The following is a 15,335-nucleotide window of genomic DNA, read 5'->3' on the forward strand; positions in this document are numbered from 1 at the left end:
AATGTCTACGCAAGCCGGCCGCTTGTCAATCACAAACGATCAACATCAATCATATTGCACTGCACAATGAAATTATATGATCGGAAATGATTGACACTGCTCGTTTTGAGTGCCTAGATGGCCAGGCAGGGAGGAACCATGCACGAAAAAGAGCGCCACAGGATCATTCTGTCCGCCGTCCAGGAAAAACCTGTGGTGACGGTGCAGGAGATGGTCGACCTGACGGAGTCCTCCGAGGCGACGATCCGGCGCGATATCGCGGCTCTTCACGTGCAAAAGCGCCTGCGCCGTGTGCGCGGCGGCGCCGAGGCGATCTCGCCGCCGCAATTCATCGGCCTGGCCGGCCGGCCCTTTTCCGTCAACGAAACGATCAACGCTTCGCAGAAGCGGGCCATCGCCCGCGAAGCGGTCGAATTGTGCGGGGATGGCGAGCCGATCATCATCAATGGCGGCACCACCACCTTCCAGATGGTGCATTTCCTGACCGGCCGCCGTATGCCGATCTTCACCAATTCGTTCCCGATCGCCGAGCATCTCCTCAAGCACTCCAAGAACACGGTGATGCTGTCGGGTGGCACCATCTATCGCGAGCAGAACATCATCCTGTCGCCCTTCGACAATGACGTGACGCGCAACTTCTATGCGCGCCGCATGTTCATGGGCGCTCAAGGGCTGGGACCGCTCGGCCTGATGGAAGGCGACCCGCTGCTGATCCAGGCGGAGCAGAAACTGATCGACCAGGCCGACGAGCTTGTGGTTCTGGTCGACTCCTCGAAGTTTCGCAAACGCTCCAGCCTGATCCTGTGCGGCCTGTCGCGCATCGCCACCGTCATCACCGATGACGGCATTGAGGATCGCGAAGCCAAGATGTTGGAGACCGCAGGCGTGACGCTGATCGTCGCCCGCAAGTCGGCAAAGGAAGAATCTTCACTGCAGGCCTGAGACACCCTCACGCCGGCAGCGACGATGGAATGCAACGCTCAAGGGAGGATATTCGATGAGCTTCTTGAAGAAATTGATGGTTACAGCGGCGTTTTCCGCCGCCATGTTCGTGAATGCCGCCTATGCCGAGAACGTCAAGATCGCACTGGTGGTGAAGTCGCTCGGCAACGGCTTCTTCGACGCCGCCAACAAGGGCGCCGAAGAGGCGGCCAAGGAACTCGGCGATGTCGACATCATCTACACCGGCCCGACCAAGGCGACCGCCGAAGCGCAGATCGAAGTGGTCAACTCGCTGATCGCCCAGAAGGTCAACGCCATCGCCATTTCCGCCAATGACGCCGACGCGCTGGTGCCGGTGCTGAAGAAGGCCATGGAGCGCGGCATCACCGTCATCTCCTGGGATTCGGGCGTCGCCAAGGAAGGCCGCCAGCTTCACCTCAACCCGTCCGACACCGGCCTGATCGGCGAGACCATCATCAAGCTCGCCGCCGACTATCTGCCGGAAGGCGGCGATGTCGCCATCCTGTCGGCCTCCTCGACCGCGACCAACCAGAACGCCTGGATCGACGCGGCCAAGAAAATCCTGCCGGAGAAGTTTCCGAAGATCAAACTGGTCGCCACCGTCTATGGCGATGACGACTCGGCCAAGAGCACCGACGAAGCCAAGGGCCTGTTGAAGTCCTACCCGAACCTCAAGGCGATCATCGCGCCGACCACCGTCGGCGTCGTTGCCGCCGCCCAGGTCGTGACCGACGAGAACCTGATCGGCAAGGTCAACGTCACCGGCCTGGCGCTGCCGTCGGAATTCAAGAAGTTCATCGACAACGGCGCCAGCCAGGCGGTCGCGCTGTGGAACCCGATCGACCTCGGCTACTCGGCCGTCTACCTCGCCCATGATCTGGCGGTGAAGAAGGAAGAGGCGAAGCCCGGCGCGACACTGTCGATCGGCCGCGTCGGCAAGGTGACGCTCGACGACTCGAACTCGGCTGCGATGGCTCCGCCCTTCCAGTTCGACAAGACCAACATCGAGAAGTTCTCCAAGATCTATTGATCTGGAGCTCTCTCAAGCTGTCGCGGCGGGGCTCACGTCCCGCCGCGACTTTAAACGGAACTTGTTTCAGGGCTTGATACGACCATGGACACGACAGCCCAACACGGCACGGTGACGGAGGGGCCCGCGGCCTCCACCTCACGCCTGACGCTGTCCGGCATCTCCAAGAGCTTTCCCGGGGTGCGGGCGCTGCACGATGTCAGCCTGTCGCTCTATCCCGGCCAGGTAACGGCGCTGATCGGCGAAAACGGCGCCGGCAAGTCGACGCTGGTCAAGATCATGACCGGCATCTACCAGCCCGACGCCGGCACGATCAGCATCGACGGCAAGGCCGTCACCCTGCCCAGCGCGCATGCCGCCTTCGGCCATGGCGTCACCGCCATCCATCAGGAAACCGTGCTGTTCGACGATTTGAGCGTTGCCGAAAACATCTTTCTCGGCCATGCGCCACGCACGCGCTTCGGCACCATCGACTGGCGCACCATGCGCAAGAATGCCCGCGAAGTGCTCGACACCATGCATGCCGGCCATATCGACGCCGATGCGCGGCTGAAGGACCTCGGCATCGCCAACAAGCACCTCGTCGCCGTGGCGCGCGCCATGTCGATCGACGCGCAGATCGTCATCATGGATGAGCCGACCGCCGCCCTCTCGATGAAAGAGATCGAGGAGCTGTTTCTGCTCATCGAGTTCCTCAAGAGCGAAGGCAAAGCGGTCCTGTTCATCAGCCACAAGTTCGACGAGATCTACCGCATCGCCGACCGCTACACGGTGTTCCGCGATGGCGAGATGGTCGGCGAAGGCTTGATCAGGGATGCCCGCCAGAGCCAGATTGTGCGCATGATGGTCGGCCGCTCGGTCGACCACATCTTTCCGCAGCGCAAGGCCGAGATCGGCGCGCCGGTGCTGTCCGTCGCCGGCCTGTCGCACCCGACCGAGTTCAACGACATCGGCTTCGAGTTGCACAAGGGCGAGATCCTCGGCTTCTACGGTCTGGTCGGCGCCGGGCGCAGCGAGGTGATGCAAGCGATATCGGGCATCACCCGCACCACGGGTGGCACGATCACGCTGGACGGCAAGGTGATCGCGCCGAAATCGGCGGCGGATTCGATCGAATCCGGCATAGTCTATGTGCCTGAGGAGCGCGGCAAGCAAGGCGTGGTGATCGGCCTGCCGATCTTCCAGAACGTCTCGCTGCCCTCGCTCAAGCGCACCTCCAAATCCGGCCTGCTGCGGCTGGCGGAGGAGTTTTCGCTCGCCCGCTCCTATACCGAGCGGCTTGACCTCAGGGCCTCGTCCCTCAGCCAGGATGTCGGCACGCTGTCGGGCGGCAATCAGCAGAAGATCGTCATCGCCAAATGGCTGGCGACCGCGCCCAAGGTGATCATCCTGGACGAGCCGACCAAGGGCATCGATATCGGCTCCAAGGCTGCCGTGCATGGCTTCATGGCCGAGCTGGTGGCGCAGGGCCTGTCTGTGATCATGGTGTCGTCGGAACTGCCCGAAATCCTCGGCATGTCCGACCGCGTCGTCGTCATGCGCGAAGGCCTGGTCGCGGCGGTCTACGACAACAAGGGACTGGACGCCGAAACGCTTGTCCGGACGGCAGCGGGGATCGCGGCATGAAGGCTTTCCTGAAATACCGCGAAATCTGGCTGGCTGCGGCCATCGTCGTGCTGATCGGGCTGATCTCGACCCGCTTTCCAGCCTTCGCTGACCCCGGCAATCTGCGCCAGGTGTTCAACGACACCTCGATCCTGATGATCCTGGCGCTCGGCCAGATGGTCGTCATCCTGACCCGCTCGATCGACCTGTCCATGGCCTCCAACCTCTGCTTCACCGGCATGGTGGTGGCGATGCTGAACGCCGCGCATCCGGCCATACCGATCCCCCTGCTGATCGTCATCGCATTGGGTGTCGGCCTGGTGCTCGGCGCCATCAACGGCCTTCTGGTATGGCGGTTGAACATTCCTTCGATCGTGGTCACATTGGGCACGCTGACCATCTATCGCGGCGCCACCTTCGTCCTGTCCGGCGGCGCGTGGGTCAATGCCGACAAGATGAGCCCGGACTTCATCGGCTTCCAGCGCGCCGCTTTTCTCGGCATTCCGGTGCTGTCGTGGATCGCCATCCTGGTCATCGCGCTGTTCTTCGTGCTGATGACACGCACCGCGCTTGGCCGCTCGATCTATGCCATCGGCGTCAACCCGACGGCGTCGGTCTATACTGGCATCGATGTCGGCCGGACGAAATTCATCGTCTTCTGCATCTCCGGCATGATCGGCGGGCTTGCCGGTTATCTCTGGATCTCGCGCTACGTCATCGCCTCGGTCGAGGTCGCCAACGGCTATGAGCTCAACATCATTGCCGCTTGCGTCATCGGCGGCATCTCGATCGCCGGCGGCATCGGTTCGGTCGGCGGCGCGGTGCTCGGGGCGCTGTTCCTCGGCATCATCTCCAACGCACTGCCGGTCATCAACATCTCGCCCTTCTGGCAGATGGCGATTTCGGGCAGTGCCATCATCCTGGCCGTCGTGCTCAATGCACGCGGCGAACGCCAGCAGGGCCGCATCATCCTGCGAAAAGTGGAGGCGGCATGACCGACGTCCCTGCCCCGCGCCGTATTCCCGACCGGCTCGACAAGCCGCTCTCTTCAGCGATCTTTTCCTGGGAAGCGCTGCTGGTCGTGGTGGCCGTCGCCATCTTCGCCATCAACAGTTTTGCCTCGCCCTATTTCCTCGACCCCTATTCGCTGTCGGACCTGACCTTCAACTTCACCGAGAAGGGCCTGATCGCCTTCGCCATGGCGCTGCTGATCATTTCGGGCGAGATCGACCTGTCGGTCGCCGCCATCATCGCGCTCGCCTCGACGATGATGGGCATGGCGGTGCAGGCCGGCGCCGGCACGCCGGTGCTGGTGGCGATCGGCATCGTCGTCGGACTCGGCTGCGGCGCCTTCAACGGGCTGCTGGTGACAAGGCTCGGCCTGCCCTCCATCGTCGTCACCATCGGCACGATGAGCCTGTTTCGCGGCATCGCCTTCATCATCCTCGGCGACCAGGCCTATAAGGGCTATCCCGAAAGCTTTGCTTTCTTCGGCCAGGGCTATGTCTGGTGGGTGGTGTCGTTCGAGCTGGTGCTCTTCCTCATCGCGGCTGTCGTCTACTGGTTCCTCCTGCATCGCACGAGTTTCGGCCGCCGCGTCTTCGCCATCGGCAACAATCCGGTGGCGGCGCAGTTTTCCGGTGTCCGCGTCGGCCGCATCAAATTCATCCTGTTTTGCCTGACCGGGCTGATGTCGGGCATCGCCTCGGTGCTGATCACCTCGCGGCTCGGCTCGACAAGGCCGTCGATCGCGCAGGGCTACGAGCTCGAAGTCATCACCATGGTGGTGCTCGGCGGTGTCAGCATCCTGGGCGGCGCAGGCAGCATTGTCGGCGTCGTGCTGGCCGCCTTCATCATGGGGCTGGTGACCTTCGGGCTCGGCCTGCTCAACGTGCCCGGCATCGTCATGTCGATCTTCATCGGCCTGCTGTTGATCATCGTCATCGCGCTGCCGATCGTCTGGCGGCGTCTGCGCGGGGGACGCTGATGCCGGAGAAATATGCGTTCAAGATGAAGCTCAAGCCTGGCATGAAGGCCGAGTACAGGAAGCGCCACGACGAGATATGGCCATCACTGGTCGCGCTGCTGAAGCAGGCCGGCGTGTCCGATTATTCGATCCATCTCGACGAGGAAACCAACATCCTGTTCGGCGTGCTGTGGCGGCGCGACGACCATGGCATGGCCGACCTGCCTAAGCATCCGGTGATGCAGCGCTGGTGGGCCCACATGGCCGACATCATGGAAACCAAACCGGACAACGAGCCGCTGGCCGTGCCCCTGGAAACAATGTTCCATATGGCATGAGTGCTCTGCGCCATATCGCCGTCATCGACATCGGCAAGACCAACGCCAAGGTGGCGCTGGTCGACCTCTCGACCTTGAGCGAGGTGGCGCTGCGCCGCATGGCCAACGCGCCGCTGCGCCAGGCGCCCTATCCACATCACGATGTCGAGGCTTTGTGGACGTTCATCCTCGACAGCCTGGCCAGTCTCAACCGCCAGCAGCGTATCGACGCCATTTCGATCACCACCCATGGCGCAACCGGCACGCTGGTCGATGCTTCGGGCGAACTGGTGCTGCCTGTGCTCGACTACGAGTTCGATGGCCCCGATAGGCTGGCGGCGGACTATGACGCTGTTCGACCACCCTTTGCCGAGACCGGCACGCCGCGCCTGCCGCTCGGCCTCAATCTCGGCGCGCAGTTCTTCTGGCAACAGAAAAACTTCCCGGTGGAATTCGCCAAGGCCACCGCGCTGCTCATGTACCCGCAATATTGGGCCCTGCGCCTGACTGGCGTCGCCGCCAACGAAGTGACCTCGCTTGGTTGCCACACCGATCTGTGGAACCCGTGGACAGCGGATTTTTCGTCGCTGGTCGATCGGTTGGATTGGCGCGGCCTGATGGCACCGGTGCGGCCGGCCAGGGAGCGACTCGGGCCAATCCTGCCGGCGCTTGCCGCGCGCACCGGCCTTGATCCGCAAACCCCGGTGTTCTGCGGCCTGCACGATTCCAACGCCTCGCTGCTGCCGCATCTCCTGTCCGACACGCCGCCCTTCTCGGTCGTCTCGACCGGCACATGGGTGGTATCGATGGCGGTGGGTGGCAGGACGGTCAAGCTAGACCCGGCGCGCGATACGCTGGTCAATGTCAATGCGCTGGGCGACCCCGTCCCCTCGGCCCGCTTCATGGGTGGTCGCGAATTTTCCGTGCTGACGGAAGGGCCGCCGGCGACCTGGACCGAAGACGATATCGGCGCCGTGCTGGCGCGAAAGACGTTGCTGCTGCCGTCGACCCAGCAAGGGTCAGGGCCGTTCCCGCACCATACCGCGACGTGGCTCGATGCCGACGGCATCGACAACGGCCAGCGTTTTGCCGCCATCTCGTTCTATCTGGCGCTGATGACGGCGACCTGTCTCGATCTGATCGGCGCCGACGGCCCGACCACTGTCGAAGGGCCGTTTGCCCGCAATCGGCTGTTTGTGGGCATGCTGGCGGCAGCGACCGCACGCAGCGTCATCGCCTCCGAGGCCGCCACCGGCACCAGCATCGGCGCAGCACTTTTGGCATCCGAAGAGACGCCGGTGCACGGCAAGGGCGAGAGGATAGAACCGCAGACCGACCCGATCTGGGCGGCCTATGTCAGCGCGTGGCGCGCGGCGGTCGAAGCGCGGGATGCGATTATCAGAGCATGACCAATGATAAAAAGGTATGAAGAATACAAAATCGCGATATTACTGGCGGAGAAATAATGCAGGATCGAAAAATTAAATTTACGGAAAACTAACCATATTAGATAAATAACAAGTACCACAACAGCATATAGAATTAACGGAATTATTAAAATATCAAATTGATATTCGCTGGATTGCGAAAATAAATTTATGCCATACTTAATGGACAAATACGACTCACATTCCGATCCGCCGTCTCCATAAGTTATTCCCATCCCGATATAATTACCGCAATTATTAGCTTTATCTATAATGCAAGCAAAAATTCCTACTAAAAATGCCGTTGCTGCGAACAAGATGAAATGAAATCTATCGACGTTCCAATCTAGCGTCATCCAGGCACCCAACTGACGTCAAATTTTCTGAATTGAGGTTACGTTCCGCTCCGATCGCAAGTCAATATAGCTAGAGAATCCGCTTGCCGAAGGCCGACATGACGAAGCTGACGACATCGGTAGCGATCCTCGGCTCCAGATCGGCGGTCAGGCCAGAAACATCCATCGACAGCAGCCCGCCGGAGAGCGCGATCGCCTCCATTGCCTGATGTGTCTCGCGCACGGTCAGCCCGCCAGATCCGGCCGCCCAGCCGGCGAATTCGGTTGCCGTCGGGGAATAGCTGACATGAAAGCCCTGCGTGCCCGAGGTGGCTATGCGGATCGCCTCGTGCATCAGGTCGCGCATGCCCATGGCGTCGATGTCGGTCATAGTGAAGGCCGAGACACGCGAGTCCTTCAGCACCCGCGCCTCGGCCGGATCGGCGTGGCGCAGGCCGACGATGACGACATTTTCCGGCGACAGTTGCGGCTGCAGCGCGCCGGCCTTGTGATCGAGGCCGAGGGTCCGGGCCAGCACCGACGCTTCCGGCAGATCAATGCCCTCTTTGTCTTCCGGCATCAGGGCGGCGATGGAATCAATCCAGATCAGGCCGAAGGAGTGCGTTGCGCGCGCCGTCGCGGTCAGCGCCTTGTGAGCGACGCGGCGGTCGGTGCCCGCAGCCAGCCGGATCAAGCCCGAGGGCGGCCGCTCGATATCGGCCAATTCGACGACATCGAAATTCATCGCTTCCAGCCGGGCTCCAGTTCCCTCCCGAGCGAGGACGCCGGCGGCTTCCTGTTCAGCCGTGATCGACACCATTCTGCGGCCGGAAAAGTCGGCGACGTCATGCATCGGCGCCTTCTCGACATATTCCGAGGTCATCGCCAAAAGCATGGCGCCATAGCTCATGCGGAAGGCGACACGGTCGCCGACAGTGGGTCGCGGATCGGCGTCCTGCACATCGAGCAGCAGATGGTCGCTGGAGGCGCCGAGCACTCGTATCCCTTTGGCGATGGGAGTCAGCCCTTCTACCAGCACGTCCTCGCGGCCGATATTGGCGATGGCACGCAGCCGGTCGCCCTCGTCGGGGAAAACGGGCTGGTTGCCGAAAGCGTCGTAACCGGACTCGCCGATCGGCCGCGACGGCTTCAGCTTGACCTCGATGATGTCGCTGGTCAGGCGGCAGGCATCGGGCTCGAGTTCCGGCCACGGCACATCGCGGAAGGTTTCGACACCGCCTTGCAGGATCGCCTCGCCGACCCTGAGATTGTTGATACCGGCGGGCAGCTTGCCTTCGAGCAACAGCGTCAGTGACGACGAGGCGCCGCCGGAGATCCAGTCGAGGCTTTTGCCGGACAGGCGCTCGGTCTTGTAGGCGTGGGCGACAAGCTGGCCAAGATTTTCCGGCGTCGGCATGATGGCGCCGAAGCAGCCGAGATTGGTGCCGATGCCGGCGATGCGCACGCCCTTGAACTCGAGGATGCGTTCGACGGTGGGGATCAGGTCGTTCGGCCAGATGCCTTCGCGGAGGTCGCCAAGGTCGATCATCAGCATGATGTCGTGGACGCGGCCCATGCGCTCGGCGATGCGCGAGATCTCGCGAATGGTGGCGAGTTCCGATTGCAGGCTGATGTCGACGGTGCGTACCGCCTCTTCGACGCGCGCCATGGGCGGACTGCGCAGGAGCATGATCGGCGCGTTGATGCCGCTGTCGCGCAGTCGGCGGATGTTTTCGAAACGCGATTCGGCAATGCCGGCAACCCCGCCGCGCAGCATGGCGCGCGCAACTTGCGGCATGCCGCACGTGCCCTTGGTGACGCCAAACACCTTGATATCAGACAGCGCGCAACGCTCGACGATGGTGCGAGCGTTGCGCTCGATGCGGCCAAGGTCGATGGCGACTTGCGGTCCGGACATGTCTAGCCCCTGTAGACCAGCCCTTGCGGGTCGATCTCGGGCTTGCGGCCGGCAACCAGATCGGCAAGGAATTTTCCCGAGCCGCAGGCCATGGTCCAGCCGACATGGCCGTGGCCGGTGTCGAGATAGAGGTTTTTGTAACGCGCCTGGCCGATGACCGGGACGGAGCCCGGCATCATCGGCCGCAGGCCTGCCCACAACTCCGCCTTCTTCTCGTCGAAGGCGCCGGGAAACAGATCCCTGGCGGTCCTGAACATGGTGGCAAAGTCGCTGGGTTTATGAGTGCGGTCGAAGCCGGTGAATTCGGCCGTCGAAGCCAACCGCAATCGATTGCCAAGGCGCGAATAGGCCATTAGCTGGTCCTCATCGGCGCCGCCCATGGTCGGGCCCTTGCTCTCGTCCTCCAGCGGAATTGTCGCCGTATAGCCCTTCACCGGGTATACGGGCAGGTCGATGCCGTAGCGGCGGCCAAGTAGGCCGCTTTCCGGCCCCATCGAGATGACCACGGCGTCACCCGTGACCGGTCCGGCCGAAGTCATCACCGCGCGCACCCGGTCGCCCTCGATATCGAGGCCCTCGACCGTCGTTCCGTAGAGAAACTTGACGCCGAGCCTTTCGGCGGCATGGGCGGCAAGCTTTTCCACGAACTGCCGGGAGTCGCCGGTCTGGTCGATCGGCGAATAGACGCCGCCGGCTATCTTTTCCTTCACCCCGGCAAGACCCGGTTCGAGCTCGACCAGACGGTCGCGGCCGACGATCTCGATCGGCAGGCCATGCTCGGCCAGATAGCGGTAATTGTCGGTGCCGGTGTCGAGGCTGTGCTGCGAACGGAAGAAATAGAGGATGCCCTTCTTGCGCTCGTCATAATGGATGCCGGTGTCGGCGGAGATGGCGTTGATGCAGTCGCGCGAATAGAGCGCCAGCCGCAGCTTGACCTGGCTGTTGGCGCGCAGGCGCGCCACCGTGCATTGGCGCAGGAAACGCAGGCTCCAGGCGAGGAAATAGGGATCGAAGCGCAGCCGTACCTTGATGCCGAGATCATGGTTGTAGAGCGCGCGCAGAAACGTCTTCAGAGCCGCTGGCGAGGCCCAGGCGGTAGCATCGCCCGGTGACACCAGGCCGGCATTCGACTGGCTGGTGCCACGCGCCGGCGCCGCATGGCGCTCGATCACGGTGACCTCGTGGCCATCGGCGGCCAGGTAATAGGCGGCCGCCGTACCGACAACACCGGCCCCAAGCACCACTATCTTCATGCCATCCCCCAAAAAGCTCGCCGCGGCCAGCGCCTCCACGCCTTACCGCGAATACCTTCCATAGCGCTTCGCTGAGCGCCTTGCGAGCCCTTGGGGAACCTGGCTCAGCCCCTTGCGGAGTTCTTTCCCGTCAGGATGCGCTCCCAGGCAAGCGCATCGGCAACGATCTGGTCGAGATCGTCGCGTTGCGGCGTCCAGCCGAGCTCCGCCCGGGCAAGGTCCGAATTGGCGACCACGGCTGCCGCATCGCCGGGACGTCGGTCGCCCATCTTCACCTCGAAATCATGGCCGAAGGCACGCCGCACGCTCTCAATGACTTCGAGCACGGAATAGCCATGGCTGTAGCCGCAATTGGCGACGAGGCTTTGTCCCCCAGCGCGCAGCCGTTGCAGGGCCAGGCGATGCGCCGCTGCCAGGTCGCTGACATGGATATAGTCGCGCATACAGGTGCCGTCGGGCGTCGGATAATCGGTGCCGAACACCTGCATGAACGGGCGCTTGCCGAGTGCCGTCTCGCAGGCGACCTTGATCAGATGGGTGGCGCCCGGCGTCGACTGGCCGGTGCGGCCCTTGGGGTCGGCGCCGGCGACGTTGAAATAGCGCAGCGCGGTGTAGCGTATGGGATGCGCTGTCGCCGCGTCGCGCAGCATCCATTCGCTCATCAGCTTGGACAGGCCGTAGGGCGATTCGGGCGCCAGGCGGGCATCCTCGCGCACCGGCTCCAGCCCGGCGCCACCATAAACGGCGGCGGTCGAGGAAAAGATGAAATTGGGCACGCCCTCGCGCACCGCGGTTTCGATCAGCGTGCGGGTCTTCGAGGTGTTGTTCTCGTAGTAGGCAAGCGGGTCGGCGACCGATTCCGGAACCACGATGGAGCCGGCGAAATGGATGATGGCGTCGACATGATTGTCCCGGATGATCGAGCCGACCAATTCCCTGTCGGCGACATCGCCGACAACCAGCTTTGCCTCCGGCGCCACCGCCCATTCGAAGCCGGTGGAAAGACGGTCGAGAACGACCACGCTTTCGCCGGCATCCAGCAATTCCCAGACCATGTGGCTGCCGATATAGCCGGCACCACCTGTCACCAAAACCGTCATCCGCATCCTCGCATCTCAAGATTTATCGGAAACTGTCTCAAACACCGCCATACTGGAAAGCCCGCCGCATGGCCATTAGAACCCTTGGTAACCGGCGTTCACCAAATGTGGCATCGTGCTGAAACAAAAGTGATCCACAGAGCGTGTCGTGGAGTGGGAATAGGCCACGATCCGCCAGCGTTAGGAACAGGTGCGGGGCGTGGCATTTTGACCAAAACGGCCCGGTGGACGACCAATAGGGCAATGATTATGATCCCGCGCAAAATTGGGAAGCCGACATGAACTACCAGCGGTTCTTCGAAGAAGCGATCGACCAGCTCCATGCGGAGCGTCGCTATCGTGTCTTCGCCGACCTCGAGCGCATCGCGGGCAAGTTTCCGCGCGCCATCTGGCGCTCCAACGGCCGCGCCGAGGAAATCACCGTCTGGTGCTCCAACGATTATCTCGGCATGGGCCAGCATCCCGATGTCATCGCCGCGTTCCAGAACGCGGCCGGCAAGATGGGTTCGGGCGCCGGCGGCACCCGCAACATTTCCGGCACTTCCAACCCGCTGGTCGAGCTCGAGCATGAGCTTGCCGACCTGCACGGCAAGGACGCGGCTTTGGTCTTCACTTCCGGCTTCGTCTCCAACGAAGCCTCGATTTCGACCATTGCGCGGCTTTTGCCCAACTGCCTGATCATCTCGGACGAACTGAACCACGCCTCGATGATCGAGGGCGTGCGGCGCTCGGGCGCCGAGAAGAAAATCTTCCGGCACAATGACGTCGCGCATCTGGAAAGCCTGTTGCAGGCGGCGGGGCGCGAGCGCGCGAAGCTGATCGTCTTCGAAAGCGTCTATTCGATGGACGGCGACATCGCGCCGATCAGAGAGATCGTCGAACTCGCCGAGCGCCACAACGCCATGACCTATATCGACGAGGTCCATGCCGTCGGCATGTACGGACCGCGCGGCGGCGGCATCACCGAACGCGAGGGTCTGGCCGACCGCATCGATATCATCGAAGGCACGCTCGCCAAGGCGTTCGGCACGCTGGGCGGCTACATCACCGGCACCAGTGCGGTGATCGACGCGGTGCGCTCCTATGCACCGGGCTTCATCTTCACCACGGCGCTGCCGCCGGCGATTGCGGCCGCGGCGACGACGTCGATCCGCCATCTCAAGCGCTCGCAGGCCGAGCGTGACGCGCAGCAGCAGCAGGCGAGCCGAACCAAGCAGATCCTGTCGGCCGCCGGCCTGCCGGTGATGGAATCGCCGACCCACATCGTGCCGCTGCTGGTGGGGGACCCCGAGCTCTGCAAGATGGCCAGCGACCGCCTGCTTGGCGTTCACGGCATCTACATCCAGCCGATCAACTACCCGACCGTGCCGCGTGGCACCGAACGGCTGCGTATCACGCCGACGCCGTTCCATTCCGACACGCTGATCGCGGGACTGCAGGACGCACTGGTCGAGACCTGGGATGCACTCGGCATTCCCTACGGCTCCGCCGGCCGGCCCACTGTCGCGAAGAGCGATCGGATCGTTCCCCTGCTGGTGCCCAAGTCGGGCGGGTGAGTCAGGGGCTGAGCCCGTTTTGAAACTCTGCTCCGACGGCCATCTGGCTCGCCGGAGCAGTTTTCCATTCGGACTTCGTTAGCGGCTCAAACAGTCTTCATCCACTTTGCCAGCCGGTGCGCGGCTTCCTCGAGCTGGTCGAGGCGGCGGTGGAAGCACAGCCTGAGGAAGGCTTCGCCGCCGGGACCGAAGGCGGTGCCGGGCGCCAGGCCGACATTGGCCTTGTCGACGATGTCGAAGGCCGCCGTGCGGGAATCGGTGATGCCGTCGACGGTGAAGAACAGATAGAAGGCGCCCTGCGGCACGGTAAACCGGGCGCGGCCGGTGGCGCCGAGAATGCCGCAGACCAGGTCGCGCGCTTTCCTCGCCCGCTCCACCTGTTCGGCGACAAACCCATCGCCCTCGTCCAGGGCTGCGACCGCGCCGCGCTGCATGAACTGGGCAACGCCGGAATTCGAATACTGGATCAGGTTCTCGAACACCTGCTGCAGGCTCGGATGCGTCTTGATCCAGCCGACACGCCAGCCGGTCATCGCCCAATTCTTGGAGAACGAGTTGACGAACAGGATGCGGTCTTCCTCCGTGGCGATGTCGAGGAAGGACGGCGCGCGGCCATGGCCGTAGTGGAACAGCGAATAGATCTCGTCGGCAATGATCCAGACATTCTTGGCGCGCGCGAGATCGAGGATCGCCTGCAATGTCTCGTGATCGGCGGTCCAGCCTGTCGGGTTAGACGGCGTGTTGATGAACAGCGCCTTGGTGCGCGGCGTGATCGCCGCGGCGATCTTCTCGACGTCGCAGGACCAGCCATTGCCGGAATGATCGAGCGTGACCGCCACCGGAACAGCTCCCGACAGGGCGGCGGCGGCGTCGAAATTCGGCCAGGCCGGTGACAGATAGATCACCTCGTCGCCAGCACCGGCGAGAGCGGTCAGCGACATCTGGATGGCATGCATGCCCGACCCAGTGACGATGAATTGCTCCTCCGGGAAGGTCTTGCCGAAATGCCTGGCGTAGTAGCGTGACAGCGCCTGCCTCAGATCGGGAATGCCCCTCTGCCAGGTGTAGAACGTCTCGCCGCCGGCCAGCGCCTTAGACGCGGCATCGGTGATGAAGGCCGGCGTCGGCAGGTCACCCTCACCAGCCCAGAGCGGGATCAGACCGTCACGCAGGCGGCCGTAATTGACGACGGCGACAATGCCGCTTTCCGGTGCGGCACGGGCTTCGGCGCGAAAGCTGTCGATCAGGCTCATGTACAAATCCGTTTTCCCTTGGTGTTGCCGCTCTTTACCAGATGCGAGAACAGAAAACCCCGGCCGTGAGCGACCGGGGTTTTGGTCCAGCAAAGGCTGGCTGAATTATCGCTTGGCGAGCAGATCGCGGATTTCGGTGAGCAGCGCGACATCGGCGGGGGGCGGTGCGGCGGGTGCCGCAGGCTTCTCGCGCTCGAGCTTCTTACGCAGATTGTTCACGGCCTTGACCATCAGGAAGATGATGAAGGCGAGGATGAGGAAGTTCAGCACCGCGGTGATGAAGCTGCCATAGGCGAGGACGGCGCCGTGCGCCTTGGCATCAACCAGCGTCGTGGCCTTGTTGTCCAAGGACAGAGGCAGGAAATAATTGTTGAAATCCAGTCCGCCGAAAATCGCACCAACGATCGGCATGATGACGTCGTCGACCAGCGACTTGACGATAGTGCCAAAGGAAGCGCCGATGATGACGCCGACCGCAAGGTCCATCACATTGCCTTTGGAAATGAATTCCTGGAATTCTTTCAGCATTCGACCCTCCTTGCCATGACCGGCCGCGCTGCCGCTCCGTCCTTGCGTCGTCGACCTGAAGGCAAGATAACAAAAACCTGCAGT

13 protein-coding genes are annotated in these 15,335 nt (G+C 62.7%); 8 read left to right on the plus strand and 5 right to left on the minus strand.

Annotated features, from left to right (window positions below):
- Positions 1-138 precede the first annotated feature (138 nt).
- The 7 genes from DBIPINDM_RS11310 (at position 139) to DBIPINDM_RS11340 (ending at position 7,290) form a co-directional block, all read left to right on the plus strand.
- Positions 139-942 (plus strand): DeoR/GlpR family DNA-binding transcription regulator, encoded by an 804-nt coding sequence (locus tag DBIPINDM_RS11310; protein WP_013897232.1) that lies wholly within the window; start codon positions 139-141, stop codon positions 940-942.
- A gap of 55 nt (positions 943-997) precedes the next feature.
- Positions 998-1,993 carry a rhamnose ABC transporter substrate-binding protein gene (rhaS, locus tag DBIPINDM_RS11315; protein ID WP_183456234.1) on the plus strand — a complete coding sequence of 332 codons (996 nt, stop codon included), beginning with the start codon at positions 998-1,000 and terminating at the stop codon, positions 1,991-1,993.
- 84 nt (positions 1,994-2,077) lie between these two features.
- On the plus strand, positions 2,078-3,619 hold the full coding sequence (locus tag DBIPINDM_RS11320; protein ID WP_258585793.1) for a sugar ABC transporter ATP-binding protein: 1,542 nt from the start codon (positions 2,078-2,080) through the stop codon (positions 3,617-3,619).
- Positions 3,616-4,593: an ABC transporter permease gene (locus DBIPINDM_RS11325; protein ID WP_258585794.1), complete on the plus strand. Its 978-nt coding sequence runs from the start codon at positions 3,616-3,618 to the stop codon at positions 4,591-4,593. The genes DBIPINDM_RS11320 and DBIPINDM_RS11325 overlap by 4 nt, the downstream gene beginning before the upstream one ends.
- Positions 4,590-5,585: an ABC transporter permease gene (locus DBIPINDM_RS11330; RefSeq protein ID WP_258585795.1), complete on the plus strand. Its 996-nt coding sequence runs from the start codon at positions 4,590-4,592 to the stop codon at positions 5,583-5,585. Before DBIPINDM_RS11325 ends, DBIPINDM_RS11330 begins: the two co-directional genes overlap by 4 nt.
- A complete protein-coding gene (rhaM, locus tag DBIPINDM_RS11335; protein WP_258585796.1) occupies positions 5,585-5,902 on the plus strand; it encodes an L-rhamnose mutarotase in 318 nt (105 codons plus the stop codon). The genes DBIPINDM_RS11330 and rhaM overlap by 1 nt, the downstream gene beginning before the upstream one ends.
- The gene (locus tag DBIPINDM_RS11340; RefSeq protein WP_258585797.1) at positions 5,899-7,290 is read left to right on the plus strand and encodes an FGGY-family carbohydrate kinase; all 1,392 of its coding nucleotides are present in this window, start codon (positions 5,899-5,901) and stop codon (positions 7,288-7,290) included. Before rhaM ends, DBIPINDM_RS11340 begins: the two co-directional genes overlap by 4 nt.
- 444 nt (positions 7,291-7,734) lie before the next feature.
- On the opposite strand, the gene DBIPINDM_RS11345 is transcribed toward DBIPINDM_RS11340, so the two are convergent.
- The 3 genes from DBIPINDM_RS11345 to galE all read right to left on the minus strand — a co-directional run bounded on the left by DBIPINDM_RS11345 (position 7,735) and on the right by galE (position 11,914).
- A complete protein-coding gene (locus tag DBIPINDM_RS11345) occupies positions 7,735-9,561 on the minus strand; it encodes an alanine racemase (RefSeq protein ID WP_258585798.1) in 1,827 nt (608 codons plus the stop codon).
- A 2-nt stretch (positions 9,562-9,563) separates the two neighbouring features.
- The gene (locus tag DBIPINDM_RS11350; RefSeq protein WP_258585799.1) at positions 9,564-10,814 is read right to left on the minus strand and encodes a D-amino acid dehydrogenase; all 1,251 of its coding nucleotides are present in this window, start codon (positions 10,812-10,814) and stop codon (positions 9,564-9,566) included.
- Positions 10,815-10,918: 104 nt separating this feature from the next.
- A complete protein-coding gene (galE, locus tag DBIPINDM_RS11355) occupies positions 10,919-11,914 on the minus strand; it encodes a UDP-glucose 4-epimerase GalE (protein WP_258585800.1) in 996 nt (331 codons plus the stop codon).
- 278 nt (positions 11,915-12,192) lie between these two features.
- Between galE and hemA the strand changes: the two genes are divergently transcribed.
- The gene (gene hemA / locus DBIPINDM_RS11360) at positions 12,193-13,470 is read left to right on the plus strand and encodes a 5-aminolevulinate synthase (RefSeq protein ID WP_258585801.1); all 1,278 of its coding nucleotides are present in this window, start codon (positions 12,193-12,195) and stop codon (positions 13,468-13,470) included.
- Between the two features lie 86 nt (positions 13,471-13,556).
- On the opposite strand, the gene DBIPINDM_RS11365 is transcribed toward hemA, so the two are convergent.
- Both DBIPINDM_RS11365 and mscL read right to left on the minus strand, forming a co-directional pair.
- Positions 13,557-14,723: a pyridoxal phosphate-dependent aminotransferase gene (locus DBIPINDM_RS11365; protein ID WP_258585802.1), complete on the minus strand. Its 1,167-nt coding sequence runs from the start codon at positions 14,721-14,723 to the stop codon at positions 13,557-13,559.
- 105 nt (positions 14,724-14,828) lie between these two features.
- Positions 14,829-15,251, minus strand: coding sequence for a large conductance mechanosensitive channel protein MscL (gene mscL, locus DBIPINDM_RS11370; RefSeq protein ID WP_027043436.1), 423 nt, complete (start codon positions 15,249-15,251; stop codon positions 14,829-14,831).
- Between the last annotated feature and the right edge of the window lie 84 nt (positions 15,252-15,335).

Origin of the sequence: Mesorhizobium sp. AR02 (assembly GCF_024746835.1) — a bacterium.
In the GTDB taxonomy this organism is placed as follows: Bacteria; Pseudomonadota; Alphaproteobacteria; order Rhizobiales; family Rhizobiaceae; genus Mesorhizobium.

Coding starts and splice junctions, on each gene's coding strand:
- DBIPINDM_RS11310 (WP_013897232.1), top strand. CDS start 139: ATGCACGAAAAAGAGCGCCACAGGATCATTCTGTCCGCCGTCCAGGAA.
- rhaS (WP_183456234.1), top strand. CDS start 998: ATGAGCTTCTTGAAGAAATTGATGGTTACAGCGGCGTTTTCCGCCGCC.
- DBIPINDM_RS11320 (WP_258585793.1), top strand. CDS start 2,078: ATGGACACGACAGCCCAACACGGCACGGTGACGGAGGGGCCCGCGGCC.
- DBIPINDM_RS11325 (WP_258585794.1), top strand. CDS start 3,616: ATGAAGGCTTTCCTGAAATACCGCGAAATCTGGCTGGCTGCGGCCATC.
- DBIPINDM_RS11330 (WP_258585795.1), top strand. CDS start 4,590: ATGACCGACGTCCCTGCCCCGCGCCGTATTCCCGACCGGCTCGACAAG.
- rhaM (WP_258585796.1), top strand. CDS start 5,585: ATGCCGGAGAAATATGCGTTCAAGATGAAGCTCAAGCCTGGCATGAAG.
- DBIPINDM_RS11340 (WP_258585797.1), top strand. CDS start 5,899: ATGAGTGCTCTGCGCCATATCGCCGTCATCGACATCGGCAAGACCAAC.
- DBIPINDM_RS11345 (WP_258585798.1), bottom strand. CDS start 9,561: ATGTCCGGACCGCAAGTCGCCATCGACCTTGGCCGCATCGAGCGCAAC.
- DBIPINDM_RS11350 (WP_258585799.1), bottom strand. CDS start 10,814: ATGAAGATAGTGGTGCTTGGGGCCGGTGTTGTCGGTACGGCGGCCGCC.
- galE (WP_258585800.1), bottom strand. CDS start 11,914: ATGACGGTTTTGGTGACAGGTGGTGCCGGCTATATCGGCAGCCACATG.
- hemA (WP_258585801.1), top strand. CDS start 12,193: ATGAACTACCAGCGGTTCTTCGAAGAAGCGATCGACCAGCTCCATGCG.
- DBIPINDM_RS11365 (WP_258585802.1), bottom strand. CDS start 14,723: ATGAGCCTGATCGACAGCTTTCGCGCCGAAGCCCGTGCCGCACCGGAA.
- mscL (WP_027043436.1), bottom strand. CDS start 15,251: ATGCTGAAAGAATTCCAGGAATTCATTTCCAAAGGCAATGTGATGGAC.